The 16915-nt window shown below is 70.8% G+C and carries 20 protein-coding genes and 5 tRNA genes; 6 read left to right on the top strand and 19 right to left on the bottom strand.

The genetic code is table 11. The features are described 5' to 3' along the window. Positions 1-28 precede the first annotated feature (28 nt). Positions 29-829 (bottom strand): bifunctional hydroxymethylpyrimidine kinase/phosphomethylpyrimidine kinase, encoded by an 801-nt coding sequence (gene thiD / locus M2266_RS25620; RefSeq protein WP_277440302.1) that lies wholly within the window; start codon positions 827-829, stop codon positions 29-31. Positions 830-839: 10 nt separating this feature from the next. Further along, positions 840-1829 carry a thiamine-phosphate kinase gene (locus tag M2266_RS25615; RefSeq protein WP_277440301.1) on the bottom strand — a complete coding sequence of 330 codons (990 nt, stop codon included), beginning with the start codon at positions 1827-1829 and terminating at the stop codon, positions 840-842. A 166-nt stretch (positions 1830-1995) separates the two neighbouring features. Here M2266_RS25615 and M2266_RS25610 point away from each other — a divergent pair, with 166 nt between their 5' ends. Together M2266_RS25610 and M2266_RS25605 are read left to right on the top strand one after the other, a co-directional pair. Then, complete coding sequence (locus M2266_RS25610) at positions 1996-2229, top strand: Lrp/AsnC ligand binding domain-containing protein (protein WP_138356479.1); 234 nt, start codon at positions 1996-1998, stop codon at positions 2227-2229. Between the two features lie 20 nt (positions 2230-2249). Then, positions 2250-2729, top strand: a complete 480-nt coding sequence (locus M2266_RS25605; RefSeq protein ID WP_277440300.1) for a DUF3515 domain-containing protein — start codon at positions 2250-2252, stop codon at positions 2727-2729. A gap of 111 nt (positions 2730-2840) precedes the next feature. Here M2266_RS25605 and M2266_RS25600 read toward each other — a convergent pair whose 3' ends face one another. Genes M2266_RS25600 through M2266_RS25590 form a run of 3 tightly spaced genes read right to left on the bottom strand, consistent with a single transcriptional unit; the run spans position 2841 to position 5915 of the window. After that, entirely contained in the window at positions 2841-3995 is a 1155-nt protein-coding gene (locus M2266_RS25600; RefSeq protein ID WP_277440299.1) for a D-alanine--D-alanine ligase family protein, read from the bottom strand. Positions 3996-4007: 12 nt separating this feature from the next. Next, a complete protein-coding gene (locus tag M2266_RS25595; RefSeq protein WP_277440298.1) occupies positions 4008-5009 on the bottom strand; it encodes an NAD(P)H-dependent glycerol-3-phosphate dehydrogenase in 1002 nt (333 codons plus the stop codon). Continuing rightward, a complete protein-coding gene (locus M2266_RS25590; protein WP_277440297.1) occupies positions 5010-5915 on the bottom strand; it encodes a lysophospholipid acyltransferase family protein in 906 nt (301 codons plus the stop codon). It abuts the gene before it with no gap. Positions 5916-6104: 189 nt separating this feature from the next. On the opposite strand from M2266_RS25590, the gene cofC reads away from it, so the two are divergent. Beyond that, positions 6105-6737, top strand: a complete 633-nt coding sequence (gene cofC / locus M2266_RS25585) for a 2-phospho-L-lactate guanylyltransferase (protein WP_277441351.1) — start codon at positions 6105-6107, stop codon at positions 6735-6737. Between the two features lie 73 nt (positions 6738-6810). Further along, on the top strand, positions 6811-7038 hold the full coding sequence (locus tag M2266_RS25580) for a hypothetical protein (RefSeq protein WP_277440296.1): 228 nt from the start codon (positions 6811-6813) through the stop codon (positions 7036-7038). 90 nt (positions 7039-7128) lie between these two features. Here M2266_RS25580 and M2266_RS25575 read toward each other — a convergent pair whose 3' ends face one another. From M2266_RS25575 to leuC, 4 genes are all read right to left on the bottom strand, one after another. Then, a complete protein-coding gene (locus M2266_RS25575; RefSeq protein ID WP_277440295.1) occupies positions 7129-7794 on the bottom strand; it encodes an HU family DNA-binding protein in 666 nt (221 codons plus the stop codon). Between the two features lie 123 nt (positions 7795-7917). Next, positions 7918-8151, bottom strand: a complete 234-nt coding sequence (locus M2266_RS25570) for a hypothetical protein (RefSeq protein WP_277440294.1) — start codon at positions 8149-8151, stop codon at positions 7918-7920. Positions 8152-8303: 152 nt separating this feature from the next. After that, positions 8304-8912, bottom strand: a complete 609-nt coding sequence (gene leuD, locus M2266_RS25565) for a 3-isopropylmalate dehydratase small subunit (RefSeq protein ID WP_277440293.1) — start codon at positions 8910-8912, stop codon at positions 8304-8306. Between the two features lie 5 nt (positions 8913-8917). Continuing rightward, positions 8918-10348 carry a 3-isopropylmalate dehydratase large subunit gene (gene leuC, locus M2266_RS25560; protein WP_277440292.1) on the bottom strand — a complete coding sequence of 477 codons (1431 nt, stop codon included), beginning with the start codon at positions 10346-10348 and terminating at the stop codon, positions 8918-8920. Positions 10349-10508: 160 nt separating this feature from the next. Here leuC and ndgR point away from each other — a divergent pair, with 160 nt between their 5' ends. Next, positions 10509-11225 carry an IclR family transcriptional regulator NdgR gene (gene ndgR, locus M2266_RS25555; RefSeq protein WP_138356489.1) on the top strand — a complete coding sequence of 239 codons (717 nt, stop codon included), beginning with the start codon at positions 10509-10511 and terminating at the stop codon, positions 11223-11225. Positions 11226-11378: 153 nt separating this feature from the next. Here ndgR and M2266_RS25550 read toward each other — a convergent pair whose 3' ends face one another. Further along, a complete protein-coding gene (locus M2266_RS25550; RefSeq protein ID WP_277441350.1) occupies positions 11379-11870 on the bottom strand; it encodes a DUF4188 domain-containing protein in 492 nt (163 codons plus the stop codon). Positions 11871-11953: 83 nt separating this feature from the next. On the opposite strand from M2266_RS25550, the gene M2266_RS25545 reads away from it, so the two are divergent. Beyond that, a complete protein-coding gene (locus M2266_RS25545; protein WP_277441349.1) occupies positions 11954-12601 on the top strand; it encodes a MerR family transcriptional regulator in 648 nt (215 codons plus the stop codon). A gap of 73 nt (positions 12602-12674) precedes the next feature. Here the strand turns inward: M2266_RS25545 and M2266_RS25540 are convergent. The 9 genes from M2266_RS25540 to M2266_RS25500 all read right to left on the bottom strand — a co-directional run bounded on the left by M2266_RS25540 (position 12675) and on the right by M2266_RS25500 (position 16604). Then, positions 12675-12747: transfer RNA gene (locus tag M2266_RS25540), tRNA-Glu, on the bottom strand. A 28-nt stretch (positions 12748-12775) separates the two neighbouring features. Continuing rightward, a tRNA-Gln gene (locus tag M2266_RS25535) sits at positions 12776-12847 on the bottom strand. A 12-nt stretch (positions 12848-12859) separates the two neighbouring features. Then, positions 12860-12932, bottom strand: a tRNA-Glu gene (locus M2266_RS25530). A 61-nt stretch (positions 12933-12993) separates the two neighbouring features. Beyond that, positions 12994-13066: transfer RNA gene (locus M2266_RS25525), tRNA-Glu, on the bottom strand. 21 nt (positions 13067-13087) lie between these two features. Continuing rightward, a tRNA-Gln gene (locus tag M2266_RS25520) sits at positions 13088-13159 on the bottom strand. Positions 13160-13247: 88 nt separating this feature from the next. After that, on the bottom strand, positions 13248-13979 hold the full coding sequence (locus M2266_RS25515) for an HAD family hydrolase (RefSeq protein WP_277440291.1): 732 nt from the start codon (positions 13977-13979) through the stop codon (positions 13248-13250). Between the two features lie 92 nt (positions 13980-14071). Beyond that, positions 14072-15553: a glutamate--tRNA ligase gene (gene gltX / locus M2266_RS25510; RefSeq protein ID WP_277440290.1), complete on the bottom strand. Its 1482-nt coding sequence runs from the start codon at positions 15551-15553 to the stop codon at positions 14072-14074. Further along, entirely contained in the window at positions 15546-16328 is a 783-nt protein-coding gene (locus M2266_RS25505) for a fumarylacetoacetate hydrolase family protein (protein WP_277440289.1), read from the bottom strand. The genes gltX and M2266_RS25505 overlap by 8 nt, the downstream gene beginning before the upstream one ends. A 93-nt stretch (positions 16329-16421) precedes the next feature. Beyond that, the gene (locus tag M2266_RS25500) at positions 16422-16604 is read right to left on the bottom strand and encodes a hypothetical protein (RefSeq protein ID WP_277440288.1); all 183 of its coding nucleotides are present in this window, start codon (positions 16602-16604) and stop codon (positions 16422-16424) included. Positions 16605-16915 lie beyond the last annotated feature (311 nt).

Here is a 16915-nt window from a genome sequence, read left to right as displayed (position 1 = left end):
TGCGTCCGGGGTCGGGTCGGGTCCGCGCTCAGGACTCCTGACGCCGCCGCCAGCCGTGGTCGACCGGGCCGATCCCGCCGCCCAGCGGGAAACCGGCCGTGATGGCGCCGGTGACGTACTCCTTCGCCGCGCCGACCGCTTCCGGCACCGCCAGGCCCAGGGCCAGGTACGAGGCGATGGCGCTCGCCAACGCGCAGCCGGTGCCGTGGGTGTGCCGGTTGTCGCACCGCGCGGCACGGAACCGGTACTCCCGCGAACCGTCGAAGAGCAGGTCCACCGCGTCGCCGTCGAGATGGCCGCCCTTGATCAGGGCCCAGCGCGGCCCGAGCGCCAGCACCGCTTCCGCGGCCTCGCGCATCGCCCCCTCGCCGTCCACGACGACACCCGTCAACTGCCTGACCTCGTCCAGGTTCGGGGTGGCGACGGTCGCCACCGGCAGCAGTTCGGTGCGGACGACCTCCAGGGCCCCGGCCGTCAGCAGGGCGTCCCCGTGCTTGGAGATGCCGACGGGGTCGACGACCACGGGGGCGCCCACGTCCGCCAGCAGAGCGGCCACCTCGGAGGCGACGGCGGCCGAGGAGAGCATGCCGGTCTTGACGGCCTGGACGCCGATGTCATCGACCACGCTGCGGAACTGCGCGCGGACGGCGGCCACGGGCAGTTCCCAGGCCCCCTGGACGCCCAGCGAGTTCTGCGCGGTCACGGCCGTCACCACGCTCATGCCGTGCACGCCGAGCGCCAGCATCGTCTTCAGGTCGGCCTGGATGCCCGCACCGCCGCCGGAATCGGATCCGGCGACGGTCAGCACCCGGGGCGGGGAGGTACGCATGAGGGCGAACCTAGTTCCCGGCGTTCCCGGCGCTCTGCGCCGAGGTGTCGCCGAAGTGGTCCCAGCCGCCGGCCTGATCCCAGGCGGCGCCGTCCACGGTGACGTGCGGGAGGCCGGTGGCCTTGAGCGCCTCGCCGATCACGCGCCAGCGGGCCGGGAGCTTCACGTCGGGCGGGAAGGCCGCGACGATCGCGTGGTCCTCCCCCCCGGTCAGCACCCAGTGCAGCGGATCCACGCCGACCGCCTGGCCGATGTCGGACATCTGGGCGGGCACGTCGATGTCCGCGGACTTCAGGTCGATCACCACACCGCTCGCCGTGGCGATGTGTCCGAGGTCGGCCACCAGTCCGTCGCTGACGTCCGTCATCGCGGTGGCGCCGAGCTCGGCCGCCGCGGGGCCCGCGTGGTACGGCGGCTCGGGCCGCCGGTGCGCCTCGACGAACGCGCGCGGCGAGCGGAAGCCGCGGGAGAGCACCGCCAGGCCGGCCGCCGACCAACCCAGCCAGCCGGTCACCGCGATGACGTCGCCGGGCCGGGCACCGGAGCGGGTGACCGGCTCGCGGTTGCGGAGGTCGCCGAGCGCGGTGACCGCGACCGTGATCGTGTCGCCGCGCACCACGTCGCCGCCGACCACGGCGGCGCCGGCCACCTGGCACTCGTCGCGGATGCCGTCCATCAGCTCGATCGGCCAGGTGGCCGGCAACTCCGCCGGCACGACCAGCGCCAGCAGGACCGCGGTGGGCACCGCCCCCATCGCGGCGATGTCCGCGAGGTTCTGCGCCGCGGCCTTGCGGCCCACGTCGTAGGCGGTGGACCAGTCGCGCCGGAAGTGCCGCCCTTCGAGCAGCACATCGGTGGTGGCGACCACCCGGCGGTCCGGCGCGGCCACCACCGCCGCGTCGTCCCCAGGCCCCAGGCGTACATTGGGAGTGGTCGTGAGCCGGGAGGTCAACTCCCTGATCAACCCGAACTCCCCCAACTCGCCCACGGTCCCCTTCATCTGTTTGTCCCTTTCACGTCGTCATTCCCCTGGAGATTCCGCTCAAAGCGAGTGCTCGGTGCCGCGCGGGTCTCCCCGCGCCGTGCGGCGACGCGATAACGTGGCGTCCCCCTCCCACATGATCCTTGAAGCCCCACATGATCCTCGAAGCCGCCCTGGAGGTTCCGTGGTACAGGCGTACATCTTGATCCAGACCGAGGTTGGGAAGGCCTCGGCAGTAGCGGAGACGATTGCGAAGATCTCCGGTGTCATTCAGGCCGAAGACGTCACCGGTCCCTACGACGTCATCGTCCGGGCCCAGGCGGACACGGTCGACGACCTGGGCCGCATGGTGGTCGCGAAGGTACAGCAGGTGGACGGGATCACCCGTACTCTGACCTGTCCCGTCGTCCATCTGTAGCCCCCGACTATGCTCGTCCGGTGATAGCTTTTCGCCGGTTCGCGCTGATTTCCGTTGCCGCCGTCGCGTGCTTGTCCGCGGCGGCGGTCTTCGTTTCCGCAGCCGGTCCGGCCGAGCAGACGCCGGTACCGGCTCCGGACGCGCAAGCCGCCGTCTACTGCCGTGCGCTGCACCGGGATCTGCCGCACTCGGTCAATGGACTCGGCGTGCATGATCTCAGGCCCGCGTCCGACTTCACCGCAGGGTGGGGAAATCCGGCGATCGTGCTGCGCTGCGGGGTGCCGAGGCCGGCCGAGATGAGCGACGCGAGCGCGGACTCGGTGGAGGTGGACGGCGTCGGCTGGCTGATCCAGGCCCAGGGCGACGGCAGCTTCAAGCTCACCACGACGCTGCGCAGGGCGTACGTCGAGGTGACCCTCCCCAAGAAGTACGCCGGCGACGTCGGCCCCCTGACCGACCTCGCCGGCGCCGTCAAGAAGACGATCCCGAACGAGCTGTAGGCCCTTCCGGCGGATCATGGATGGTCCGGGCCGCCGCCTCGGCCACCGGACGACCGGTGCCGCGGCGGCGGGCGGGAGCGGAAGTCCGACGCGCGATCCGCCGCAAGGGCTTCAGCGAAGCCCGGTCCGGCGCCGCAGGGCGGCCTGGATCAGCTTGTCCACCAGCTCGGGGTAGCCGACGCCGCTCTCCTGCCACATGCGCGGGTACATGGAGATGGGCGTGAAGCCGGGCATCGTGTTGATCTCGTTGATGACGAACTCTCCGCTGTCGAGCAGGAAGAAGTCCGCGCGGACCAGGCCCTCGCAGGAGACCGAGTCGAAGGCCGCGACGGCGAGCCGCTGCACCTCGGCGGTCTGCTCGGGGGTGAGCGGCGCCGGCACGATGCCCTCGGCCGAGTCGATGTACTTGGCCTCGAAGTCGTAGAAGTCGTGGGCGGTGACCGGCGGGATCTCGGCGGGGAGGCTGGCGCGCGGGCCGTCCTCGAACTCCAGGACGCCGCACTCGATCTCCCGGCCGCGCAGCAGCGACTCGATGATGACCTTCGGGTCGTGCCGCCGGGCCTCCTCGATCGCCTCATCGAGACCGGACGCGTCCTCGACCTTGCTGATCCCCATCGACGAGCCGGCACGGGCGGGCTTGACGAAGAGCGGCCAGCCGTGGTCCGCGGCGAACTCCACGACGCCGCGGCGCGCGGCTTCCCGGTCGTTCTCCCAGTCGCGCGGCCGGATCACCAGGTACGGCCCGACGGGCAGGCCGAAGGAGATGAAGACCCGCTTCATGTACTCCTTGTCCATGCCGACGGCCGAGGCGAGGACGCCGGCGCCCACGTAGGGCACGCCGGACAGCTCCAGCAGGCCCTGCAGGGTGCCGTCCTCGCCGTACGGGCCGTGCAGCACGGGGAAGACGACGTCGACGTCGCCGAGTGCCTTGGGCACGAGTCCCGGCTCGCTGTAGACGACCTCGCGGTTGGCGGGGTCGACCGGGAGCACGACGGTGCCGTCATGGTCGGTGACCTGCTCCACGGTCGGCATCCGGCGGTCGGTGATCGCCATCCGGTCCGGGTCGTCGCTGGTCAGCGCCCAGCGGCCGTCGGTCGTGATCCCGATGGGGAGGACGTCGTACTTCGACCGGTCGATGGCCCGCAGCACGCTGGCGGCGGTGACCACCGAGACCCCGTGCTCGGAGCTGCGCCCGCCGAAGACGAGCGCTACCCGGGGCTTGCGGCCCGGCTGGTCGGAGGGCTGGGAGGAAGGCAGATTGCTCATGGTTCGTTGACCCTACCGCTCGGATTTCGCGGAGCGGGACATCAGCTCCTTGACGGCCACGACCGGCGGCTTCCCGTTGTGCACGATGTCCACGACGGTGTCCGTGATCGGCATGTCGACACCGTGCCTGCGCCCCAGATCGGCCACCGACTCGCAGGACTTCACACCCTCGGCAGTCTGCCGGGTGACCGCGATGGTCTCCGCGAGCGACATGCCGCGGCCGAGGTTGGTGCCGAAGGTGTGGTTGCGGGAGAGCGGCGAGGAGCACGTGGCGACCAGATCGCCCATGCCCGCCAGGCCCGCGAAGGTGTGCGCGTCGGCCCCCATGGCCAGGCCCAGCCGGGTCGTCTCGGCCAGCCCACGGGTGATCAGCGAGGCCTTGGTGTTGTCGCCGAGCCCCATGCCGTCGGCGATGCCGACGGCGAGCGCGATGACGTTCTTGACCGCTCCGCCGAGTTCGCAGCCGACCACGTCGGTGATCGTGTACGGGCGGAAGTACGCGGTGTGGCACGCGGCCTGGAACCGCTGGGCCACCGACTCGTCGCGGCAGGCGACCACGGACGCGGCGGGCTGCCGGGCGGCGATCTCCTTGGCCAGGTTGGGGCCGGAGAGCACGGCGACGCGCTCGGGGCCCGCCTTGGCCACCTCTTCGACGACCTCGCTCATCAGCTTGGCGGTGCCGAGTTCGACGCCCTTCATCAGGCTCACCAGGACCGCGTCGGGACGCAGCAGGGGCGCCCACTCGGCGAGGTTGCCGCGCAGCGTCTGCGACGGGACGGCCAGGACGACGAACTCGGCGTCCCTGGCGGCCTCGGCCGGGTCGGTGGTGGCCCGTACGGATTCGGGCAGCGCGATTCCCGGCAGGTAGTCCGGGTTCGTGTGGGTGGCGTTGACCGCTTCCACCAGCTCCGGCCGGCGGCCCCACAGCGAGACGTCACATCCGGCGTCGGCGAGCACCATCGCGAAGGCGGTGCCCCAGGAGCCTGTTCCGTACACCGCGCAGCGCGTTGACACTTACGCCTCCTCCTGCTGGTCCGTCGGGTTCTTCACGGGCCGCGGCGCGGGCATCCGCGGGGTGCTTCCGGACGGCGCGGCCTTCGCCGGGTTCGCGACCGTTGTCGGGTTCACGGTCTTCGCCGGGTGCGCGACCGTTGTCGGGTTCGCGGCCTGCTCCGCCCTGTCCGCCGCCTTGTCCGCCCGGCGGGCGCGGGCCGCCTTGCGCGGGTCGTAGACCTCCTTGGGCGCGACCTCCCCGCGGATCCCGGCGAGGAGCTCGGTGATCTCCATCATGATCACGTCGGTGACCTCGCGCAGCACCTCGGCGGTCGGCTCCCGCCCGTAGAACCGCGACAGGTCGACGGGCGGACCCGCCACGACCCGCAGGGTCTTGCGGGGGAAGAGGGAGAACTTGTTCTCCTTCGCGTACGGCGGCATCGCCTCGTTGGCGCCCCATTGCGCGATCGGGATCACCGGCGCTTCGGTGAGCAGCGCCACCCGGGCGGCACCGGTCTTTCCGATCATCGGCCACTGGTCGGGGTCGCGGGTCAGCGTGCCTTCCGGATAGAAGGCGACGCATTCGCCGGAGTTGATCGCGGCGACGGCGGCGCGGAACGCGTTGGCGGCGTCCGTGGACTCCCGGTAGACCGGAATCTGACCTGTTCCGCGCAGCATCATGCCGACAAAGAAGATCTTGAAGAGGCCGGCCTTCGCGAGCAGGCGCGGAACGCGTCCGGTGTTGTACTGGAAATGGCCGTACGACAGCGGGTCGAGGAAAGAGTTGTGGTTGACGGCGGTGATGAATCCACCGTCGGCCGGAATGTGCTCCATTCCGTGCCAATCCCGCTTGAAGAAGAGAAGAAGCGGCGGTTTCGCGATGGCGGCAGCGAGCCGGTACCAGAAGCCGATTCTGCGGCGGGACACCAGAACTTCCTCCTCATTGCGCGGGGGCCGCACCAGTGCAGCCGCACAAGTGTCGCCGGTACGCACACCGTAACGCCAGGGTGGCCGGGCCGAGGGGCGCGCCCCCGGGCTTCGACGGGAACGGCGCGGCGGGGGCGTGACCGCCGGATCGGCGGGTCACCGCACAATGGGTCGGTGCCCGTACCCGTCATGTGGTCCCTCGTCGTACCGCTGAAGCCGCTCGCCGTGGCCAAGAGCCGGCTGGCGCCGGCGGCGGGGACCGTGCGGCCGGGGCTGGCGCTGGCGTTCGCCCAGGACACCGTGGCCGCCGTGCTGGCGTGCGCGCAGGTGAGGAGCGTCACCGTCGTCACCGACGATCCGGTGGCGGCGGCGGAACTGACCGCCCTGGGGGCGCGGGTCGTGCCGGACGCCCCGGCGGCCGGGCTCAACGCGGCGCTCGCCTACGGCGGACACCTCATCCGGTCCGCCATCCCCGATGCGGCCGTAGCGGCCCTGAACGCCGATCTCCCGGCACTGCGGCCTCTGGAGCTCTCCGCGGTGCTCAACCATGCCGCGCGGGCTCCAGGGAGGGCTTTCCTGGCCGACGCGGCCGCGATCGGCACCACGCTGCTCACCGCGCCGCCCGGCCACGACCTGGCACCGGCGTTCGGCGGCGCCTCCCGGGCCCGGCACCGGGCGTCCGGCGCCCGGGAGATCACGCTGCCGGGGGTGGACTCCGTGCGGCAGGACGTCGACACCCCCGCCGACCTGCGGGTGGCACTCGCCCTGGGCGTCGGACCGCGGACCGCGGACATCGCCACCGGGCTGCTCATCCCCGACTGAGCGGCGTCGCGTCGGCGCTGGGACACGACCCGGCGGTGTCCTGGTGGCGGCGGTATTCACTAGGCTGCCGGTCATGCAGGCGACCGCGTACACATACGACCCCGGGACACGAGCCGGCAGCGTGCTGCTCGACGACGGGACTCCGCTGCCGTTCGACGCCGCCGCCTTCGACGCGGGGGGCCTGCGGCTGCTGCGGCCGGGGCAGCGGGTGCGGATCCGCACCGAGGGCGCCGGCGACGACCGCCGGGTGGTCTTCCTGACACTGCAGACGTTCGCCGATCCCCAGGCGCCGCAGGGGTAACGGCGGCGTGGGAGCCGCGGAACGGCCGGAAACCGGCGCGGGCCGGGCTCCCTGTCGGGGAGCCCGGCCCGTCGCGGCCTGCGGTGGTGACTACTTTGTCGCGGTCCGCTTCGCAGCGATCTTGCGCGCGGCACTCTTCTTGGCCGGGGCCTTCTTCGCCGTGGCCTTCTTGGCCGGGGCGGACTTCTTGGCCGCGGCCTTCTTGGCGGTGGCGGCCTTCTTGGCCGGGGTCGCCTTCTTGGCGGCGGCGCTGCCGGTGGCCGTGGTCTTCTTCGCCGCAGACGTCTTCTTGGCGGTGGTGGTCGTCTTCTTGGCGGGAGCGCTGGTGGTCTTCTTGGCGGTCACGGCCTTCTTCGCCGCGGTCGCCTTCTTCGCCGTGGCCTTCTTGGCCGCGGCCTTGGCGGTGGTGCGGGTGGAAGCCCCGCCACTCAGGCTGCCCTTGGGCGCCTTCTTCACCGCGACATCGTTCTTCGGGAGCTTCTTGGAGCCGCTGACCAGGTCCTTGAAGCCCTGACCCGCGCGGAAGCGCGGTACCGAGGTCTTCTTGACCCGGACCCGCTCCCCGGTCTGGGGGTTGCGGGCATAGCGGGCGGGACGGTCGACCTTCTCGAACGAACCGAATCCGGTGACCGAGACCCGGTCGCCGGAGACGACCGCGCGGACGATCGCGTCGAGAACCGCGTCAACCGCGTCCGCGGCGGCCTGGCGGCCGCCTACCTTGTCGGCAATCGCTTCTACGAGCTGCGCCTTGTTCACGTCTTCCCCTTCGGAAACTTGCCCGGCGAATGAGTACGGGCTTTTTCGCACGTTAGGCGGATATATACCGCAAATCAAATACGAAACGGGCGAATCACCCTTGTGCCGCAACGAACTCGGCTCTCAGACAGTTCCTTGATCAAGAAATCCGCCCTGGTCGAGCTCCCGCAGGAAGACGTCCAGACGCCGTGCCGCACCCGCGAGATCGTGCTTGGCCGCGGCGGTCACGGCGAGGAGTCTCCGGTTCAACTCCAGCCTTGTGTCATCGGGTAGTTGGAGATTCGCGACGCGCGCGTGCGCCTCCTTCAGCCGGGCGGCGAGGACCCCGTAGAGCTCGAGTTGGGCGTCGGGTTCCATGTACCGATTGTGCCATCTGCGGTGAGTTGTCGCGCGTGGCGGGGCCAATGTCTCACGCGACAGGGCCAATACGGTGGTGCGGACATGCCGAAGCGCCCTCCGCGGACGGCGGAAGGCGCTTCGAAATCCGGCCGGATGCCCTGGGGGGACCGTCAGACCTGCACGGTGCTCGGCTTGTGCGCCGGGCGGGAGCGCTCATAGGTGGTGATGTCCGCCTCGTTGGCGAGGGTCAGGCTGATGTCGTCCAGCCCTTCCAGCAGCCGCCAGCGGGCGTTGTCGTCGAGTTCGAACGCGGCTGCAACCGTAACTCCGTCGCGTCCCTCCGCCCGGACCTCGCGGGCGACCAGGTCGACCGTGACCTCGACGGTCGGGTCGGCCTCGGTCAGCTTCCACAGCTGCTCGACGGTCTCCTGCGGCAGCACGACCGTGAGCAGGCCGTTCTTGAGCGAGTTGCCCCGGAAGATGTCCGCGAAGCGAGACGAGACGACGGCCTTGAAGCCGTAGTTCTGCAGGGCCCACACGGCGTGCTCGCGGGACGAGCCGGTGCCGAAGTCGGGGCCGGCCAGCAGAACGGTCGCCCCGGCGCGCTCGGGCTGGTTGAGGACGAATGACCCGTCCTTGCGCCAGGCCTCGAAGAGCCCGTCCTCGAAGCCGTTGCGGGTGACCTTCTTCAGCCAGTGGGCCGGGATGATCTGGTCGGTGTCGACGTTGCCGCGGCGCAGCGGGACGGCCCGGCCGGTGTGTGTGGTGAAAGCTTCCATCGGTATCAGGCCTCCACGGCGGTACGGGCGTCGGCGTCGGTCAGGTCCGCGGGCGAAGCGAGGTGCCCGAGTACCGCCGTGGCGGCGGCGACCTGCGGCGATACCAGGTGCGTACGGCCGCCCTTGCCCTGCCGTCCTTCGAAGTTGCGGTTGGAGGTGGACGCGGAGCGCTCACCAGGGGCGAGTTGGTCGGGGTTCATGCCCAGGCACATCGAGCACCCGGCATGGCGCCATTCGGCACCGGAGGCGGTGAAGACCTTGTCCAGCCCCTCGGCGACGGCCTGCAGGGCGACGCGGACCGAGCCGGGGACGACCAGCATGCGGACGCCGTCGGCCACCTGACGGCCCTCGACGATGGACGCCGCGGCCCGCAGGTCCTCGATCCGGCCGTTGGTGCAGGAGCCGACGAAGACGGTGTCCACCTTGACCTCGCGCAGCGGCTGCCCCGCGTGAAGTCCCATGTACTCCAGGGCCTTCTCGGCGGCCAGGCGGTCGCTGGGGTCGTCGAACGAGGCCGGGTCCGGCACCGAGGCGCTCAGCGGGGCGCCCTGGGCGGGGTTGGTGCCCCAGGTGACGAACGGGGCCAGTGAGGCGCCGTCGATGCGGACCTCGTGGTCGAAGACCGCGTCGTCATCGGTGCGCAGGGTCTGCCAGTACTCGACGGCGGCGTCCCAGTCGGCACCCGAGGGCGCGTGGTCACGGCCCTGGAGATAGTCGAACGTGGTGCGGTCGGGGGCGATCATGCCGGCCCGCGCGCCCGCCTCGATCGACATGTTGCAGACGGTCATCCGGGCTTCCATCGACAGCTTCTCGATGGCCGGGCCGCGGTACTCGATGACATAGCCCTGGCCGCCGCCGGTGCCGATCTTCGCGATGACGGCGAGGATCAGGTCCTTGGCGGTGACGTCGGCGGGCAGCTCGCCGTCGACGGTGATCGCCATGGTCTTGGGGCGGGCCAGCGGCAGGGTCTGGGTGGCCAGGACGTGCTCGACCTGGCTGGTGCCGATACCGAACGCGAGCGCGCCGAAGGCGCCGTGCGTGGAGGTGTGGCTGTCGCCGCACACCACGGTGGTGCCGGGCTGGGTCAGGCCCAGCTGCGGTCCCACCACGTGGACGACGCCCTGCTCGACGTCGCCCAGCGGGTGCAGCCGGACGCCGAACTCCGCGCAGTTCTTGCGCAGCGTCTCCAGCTGGGTCCGGGAGACCGGGTCGGCGATCGGCTTGTCGATGTCGAGAGTCGGGGTGTTGTGGTCCTCGGTGGCGATGGTGAGATCGGTCCGCCGCACCTGGCGCCCGTTCAACCGCAGACCGTCGAAGGCCTGGGGACTGGTCACCTCGTGCAGCAGGTGCAGATCGATGTAGAGCAGGTCGGGCTCGCCCTCGGCGCGCCGGACGACGTGGTCGTCCCAGACCTTTTCCGCGAGTGTCCTACCCATCGCTGTCCCTCCGACCGGCGTCGCTGCCGGCCAACTCGTCTGTTGAGGACATCGTCCGATCCCCTCGTTCCGGACGGCGTCCCTGCCGTGCCCCCCAGCCTGACGGCTTCGCTGGAAAATTGAACTTGCGTTTCACAGTGTGAGACGCGAATATCGTCTCATGGACAACTCTAGCGGCGTCGGCGTTCTCGACAAGGCGGCTCTGGTGCTCAGCGCGCTGGAGTCCGGCCCGGCCACCCTGGCCGGGCTCGTCGGAGCCACGGGCCTCGCCCGCCCCACCGCGCACCGCCTCGCGGTCGCGCTCGAACACCACCGGCTGGTCGCCCGCGACATGCAGGGCCGCTTCATCCTGGGCCCCCGGCTCTCCGAGCTCGCCGCCGCGGCGGGCGAGGACCGGCTGCTCGCCACGGCGGGACCGGTCCTGACCCACCTGCGGGACGTGACCGGCGAGAGCGCCCAGCTCTACCGGCGCCAGGGCGACATGCGGATCTGCGTGGCCGCCGCGGAACGGCTGTCCGGACTGCGGGACACCGTGCCGGTCGGCTCGACGCTGCCCATGAAGGCGGGCTCCGCCGCCCAGGTCCTGATGGCGTGGGAAGAGCCGGAGCGGCTGCACCGCGGCCTCCAGGGCGCCCGCTTCACGGCCACCGCGCTCTCCGGCGTGCGCCGCCGCGGCTGGGCCCAGTCCATCGGCGAGCGGGAGCCGGGCGTCGCCTCGGTCTCGGCGCCGGTGCGCGGGCCCTCGAACCGAGTGGTCGCCGCCGTCTCGGTCTCGGGACCGATCGAGCGGCTGACCCGGCACCCGGGCCGGATGCACGCCCAGGCCGTCATCGACGCCGCCGGCCGGCTCTCGGAGGCCCTGCGCCGCAACGGCTGAGTCCGCAACCCACCGAGGAGCCTGACGCGAGGGCCGACGCCGCCCCTCGCAGCGGGCTCCACCACCCGAAACACCTGAAACACGGGCGCGCCGGCGCCGGGGGCTCCGTCCACAGCCCCCGGCGCCGGCGCGCCGCACTCGTTTCCGCCGCCGTCAGCCCGCCCGGTACGCGAGGCGGGCCTTCGCGCTCTCGCCGCGGCGGCCGACCGGCACGACGCCCGCGGCCTCGCCCAGGCCGTACGCCGGCATGTCGACGTAGATCGACTCGTAGCCGCCCGCGGGCACGACATACGTCTCGTGGAAGATGCCGACCCTGCCCTTCCCCGCCCGCGCCCGCCGGTTGAAGGCCGTCCACGCCGGACGGTGCTCGGCATCCGGCGCCGCGGCGTAGGCGAGCAGCTTCTCGCGCGACTCCCAGTACTGGATCACCTCGAAGACCCGGGGCATCCCCGGCCGGAGCCGGAAGCCCAGCAGCCCGCTGTCCTTCTCCCGCGACAGCTCCTTCAGCATGCGCGGCATTGCCGTGAAGACCGGCCACCAGCTGCGCAGCGCCCAGAAGTTGTTGATCCGCATCCCGATGACGAAGACGACCAGGTCGCCCTCCGCCGCGGCGGTGACCCGGCCTTCGATCAGTTCGGCGCCCATGACGGCTCCCCCGTTGTCGATGTGTTGGATAGCCAAGCTATCCTGATTGGATAGTGACACTCTCCAATGAAGGGCGCAAGAGGATGCGGCTCGCGGAACTGAGCGATCGCAGCGGAGTCCCGGCCGCCACGATCAAGTACTACCTGCGCGAGCGCCTGCTGCCGGCCGGCCGCCGGATCACCGCCACCCAGGCGGAGTACGGCGACGAGCACCTGCGCCGGCTGCGTCTGGTGCGGGCGCTGATCCAGGTCGGGAAGATGCCGGTGGCCACCGCGCGCCAGGTGCTGGCTGCGGTGGAGGACGAGTCGCTGGACCAGAACGTCCGGCTGGGTGCGGCCGTCTGGGCGCTGCCACGGGGGCCCGAGCCGGCGGAGGACGATCCGGCGACCGCGGTCGCCCGCCGCGAGGTGGAACGGCTCATGCGGCGCCTCGACTGGTGCTGGAGCCTGGAGGCGGGCGACGCCTCACCCGCCTGGGGGACGCTGGTCGCGGCGGTGGCCGCACTGGCCCGGCTCGGATACCCCTCCGAAGCCGACGACTTGGCGCCGTACGCGCGCGCCGCGGCCCAACTCGCCGTCACCGACCTGGATCTCATCGAGCGGTTCCGCACCCCCCTGGAACAGGTCGAGGCGGCGGTGGCGCTCACCGTGCTCTACGAGCCGGTGCTGCTGAGCCTGCGGCGGCTGGCGCAGGCCGAGGAGTCCAACCGCCGCTTCGGCACGGAGGGTTGAGCGCCGGCCCGGCCGAGCAGCCGGGCATGACGAAAGAGGCCCTCCGCCGGAGCGGAGGGCCTCTTTCGATACGTACCCCCGACCGGATTCGAACCGGCGCTACTGCCGTGAGAGGGCAGCGTGCTAGGCCGCTACACAACGGGGGCTCGCACTTGCTTCACATACGATACTGCGCTGGGGTACCAGGACTCGAACCTAGACTAAGGGAACCAGAAACCCTCGTGCTGCCAATTACACCATACCCCATGGTGTGTCAAGTACCCCCGACCGGATTCGAACCGGCGCTACTGCCGTGAGAGGGCAGCGTGCTAGGCCGCTACACAACGGGGGCCCTAGCGATCCTGCATCGTCACGGCCAGGTGCGACCTGAAGGCGACGGAGAGAAGGATCTGTACCCCCGACCGGATTCGAACCGGCGCTACTGCCGTGAGAGGGCAGCGTGCTAGGCCGCTACACAACGGGGGCTCGCACTTGCTTTGTACTGCGCTGGGGTACCAGGACTCGAACCTAGAATAAGGGAACCAGAAACCCTCGTGTTGCCAATTACACCATACCCCACCAAAACACAACCCCCGGTCCGGGGGTTTGTTTGATGTTGCGCTTCCGGCCTGGCCTTTCGGCCCGGTTGGGCGGCGCAGGAAGAACATTACCCGATGGGGGACGGGGCTCCAAAACCGGTATTCGCGGCCAGCAGCGCGGGGAGCTCCGCCAGTCCGATGATCCTTCGCAGGTCCGGCGGGATACCGGGGCCGGCGGCGGTGCCCCGGCGGTCCAGCCAGATGCCGAAGAGGCCCGCCTCGTCCGCCCCCCGGGCATCGATCTCGGGCTGGTCGCCGACGTACGCGACCTCGGCGGGCGGCAGCCCCAGCGCCTCGCAGCCCGCCAGGAACGCCTCGGCGGCGGGCTTGCTCACGCCCAGCTCCGCGGCGCAGAGCAGCACCTCGAAATGGTCCCGCAGCCCCAGTCTGCGCAGTTTGCGCTCCTGGTGGACGCTGCTGGAGTTGGACAGGATGCCCTGCCGATACCCGGGAGCCAGCGCCACCACGGCGGGCGTGGCGTCCGGGAACAGGGCCCAGGAGGCCTCGTAGTGGGTGATGTAGCGGGCAAACCAGGCGGAGGCCTCCGCGTCGCTCAGCGGCTCGCCCAGGAACTCGCGCACGCGGTCGCGGCGCTGGCCCTCGTAGTCGGTGGCGCCGTCCGCGAACCGCTGCCAGTGGCGCGCGGTGATGAGCTGCCAACGGCCGAGGGCCTGGTCGGCGGATTCGGATCCACCGGCCAGGCCCTCGGCCGTCACGTGTCGCACGAAGCCCTGTCCGTCGGCCGTCGTGAAGTCGAACAGGGTGTCGTCTACATCCCAAAGGACAGCGCGGATCGGCATACCGTCCAGCCTAGGGTTGAAACAGCCTCAAGGGTGTTGCGAAGGGAGCGCCGTTCGCCCGTTAGGGCCAGGCGGGACTTTCGCAACACCCTTCAGGCGCCGAGCTTCGCCAGCGCGGCGTCCACGCGGGCCAGGGTCCGGTCCTTGCCGAGGATCTGCAGGGACTCGAAGAGCGGCAGGCCGACCGTGCGGCCGGTGACCGCGACGCGGACCGGGGCCTGGGCCTTGCCGAGCTTCAGGCCGTGCTCCTCGCCCGCCGCCAGCACCGCGCCCTTCAGCGACTCCGGGTCGGACCAGTCGGCGTCGGCCAGCTTGGCGCGGGCGGTGCGCAGCAGGGCGTCGGAGCCCTCCTTCATCGCCTTCTGCCAGGACGCCTCGTCCTCGACCGGCTGGTCCAGGAAGAGGAAGTCGACGTTGGCCGTGATGTCCGACAGGACCTGGAGGCGGGTCTGGGCGTACGGGGCGATCGCCTCCCAGGCGGCCTGGTCGAAGGACTCGGGGGCCCAGTTGGCGTGCGGGGCCTTCAGCCACGGGGTGCAGGCCTCGGTGAAGGCCTTCACGTCCAGCCGGCGGATGTGGTCGGCGTTGATCGCCTCGGCCTTCTTCAGGTCGAAGCGCGCCGGGTTGGCGTTGACGGCCCCGATGTCGAAGGCCGCGACCATCTCGTCCATCGAGAAGACGTCCTGGTCGGCCGAGAGCGACCAACCGAGCAGCGACAGGTAGTTGAGCAGGCCCTCGGGCAGGAAGCCGCGCTCGCGGTACAGGTTGAGCGAGGCCTCCGGGTCGCGCTTGGAGAGCTTCTTGTTGCCCTCCCCCATGACGTACGGGAGGTGGCCGAAGGCCGGGGTGGTGCCGTTGCCGACGCCGATCTCGGCGAGCGCGCCGTACAGCGCGACCTGCCGCGGGGTGGAGGACAGCAGGTCCTCGCCTCGCAGCACGTGCGTGATCTCCATCAGCGCGTCGTCGATTGGGTTGACCAGCGTGTAGAGCGGCGCGCCGTTGGCCCGGACGATGCCGAAGTCGGGCACGTTCTCCGGGGTGAAGGTCAGCTCACCGCGCACCAGGTCGGTGAAGGTGATCGGCGCGTCCGGCATCCGGAAGCGGACGATCGAGGTGCGACCCTCGCCCTCGTAGGCCGCGATCTGCTCCGCGCTCAGGTCACGGCAGTGGCCGTCGTAGCCCGAGGGGCGGCCGGCGGCGCGGGCGGCGTCGCGGCGGGCGTCCAGCTCGGGCGTGGTGCAGTAGCACTGGTAGGCGTGGCCCGCGTCCTGGAGCTTCTTCGCGACGTCCGCGTAGAGGTCCATCCGCTCGGACTGCCGGTAGGGGGCGTGCGGGCCGCCGACCTCGGGGCCCTCGTCCCAGTCGAAGCCGAGCCAGCGCATCGAGTCGAGCAGCAGCCGGTAGGACTCCTCGGAGTCCCGGGCCGCGTCGGTGTCCTCGATGCGGAAGACCAGGGTGCCCTGGTGGTGCCGGGCGAACGCCCAGTTGAACAGGGCCGTGCGGACCAGGCCCACGTGCGGGTTACCGGTCGGCGAGGGACAGAAACGGACGCGTACGGGGGATGCGCTAGCCACGCTTGATCACCTTGTTGGTGAGAGTGCCGATGCCTTCGATGGAGACGGCGACCTCGTCGCCGACGTTGAGCGGTCCGACGCCTGCCGGGGTGCCGGTGAGGATGACGTCGCCCGGGAGCAGGGTCATCGCCTCGGTGATGTGCACGATCAGGTCCTCGATCGAGCGAACCATCTGGCTGGTCCGGCCCGCCTGGCGCAGTTCGCCGTTGACCGTGGCCGTGATGGCGAGGTCCGAGGGGTCCAGATCGGTCTCGATCCAGGGGCCGAGGGGGCAAGCGGAGTCGAAGCCCTTGGCGCGGGCCCACTGGCCCTCGGCGCGCTGCGCGTCGCGTGCGGTGACGTCGTTGGCGCAGGTGTAGCCGAGGATGACGTCCTTGACGCGTTCGCGCGGGACCTCGCGGCACAGCCGGCTGATCACGACGGCCAGCTCCGCCTCGTAGTGCACCTCGTTCGAGAACGAGGGGTACACGATCGGGTCACCCGATCCGACCACGGAAGTGGACGGCTTGAAGAACGCGACCGGGACCGCGGGGACCTCGTTGCCCAGTTCCGCGGCGTGTTCGGCGTAGTTGCGGCCGATGGCCACGACCTTGTTGGGGAGCACCGGCGGAAGGAGCCGGACCTTGCTCAGCGGCACCTTGGTGCCGGAGAGCTCGAACTCGGCGAACGGGATGCCCTTGATGATGTCGAGGACGAGGCCGTCGGGGACGGTCGGGTCGCCCTCGACCGCGCCGAAGGCGACATTGCCGTCGATGGAGAACCTGGCGATGCGCACGGGAAGCTGCTGCCCCTCACTGGCCGAAGACTGGATTGGTCCAGGTTAACGTGAGGCCCCGGCACTCCCGGCTGATTTCGCCCGCGGCCCGGGTCAGGCGCTGGGCGCGTCCACGAGGATCGTGCGGCGCGGGTTGGCCGTCTGCTGCGGCAGCACGTCGCCGATGATGTCCTCGGCCGCGATCACGGGCGTCTGCAGTTCCTCGGCGTCCTTGAGGTGCACGAGGGTGGTGCGGCGCGGGTTGGCGATCGGGCGGAACAGCATGGTGGTCTTCATGGGGTGTCTGGGCCTCAGGGGGTCGGGGCGCCGGTCGGGGCGCGTGGGTCTGCGGATTCACCTGCATGCACTGGTTTACACAACGCTGCCGTGCGTAAAGATCCAGGCTAGTGGCGACAGTTCCCCGTTTCTCATGGCCCAGGCAACGATCGTGCTGTGATTTTCCTCACGAACTACCCGACATTCAGCGCGAATCGGACAGGCCCCAAGGGTGCACCAAGCGGACATCACGGTAGTTAACGGACCTTACTGTGCACCCCGGCGGCACCCCGCAAGCAGCAGGACGACCTGCCCGGAGCGCCCCCAGGTGC

The sequence above is a fragment of the Streptomyces sp. SPB162 genome, assembly GCF_029504575.1.
GTDB lineage: Bacteria > Actinomycetota > Actinomycetes > Streptomycetales > Streptomycetaceae > Actinacidiphila.
The sequence above is the reverse complement of the archived record's forward strand: the minus strand, read 5'-3'. Positions and strand labels throughout refer to the sequence as shown.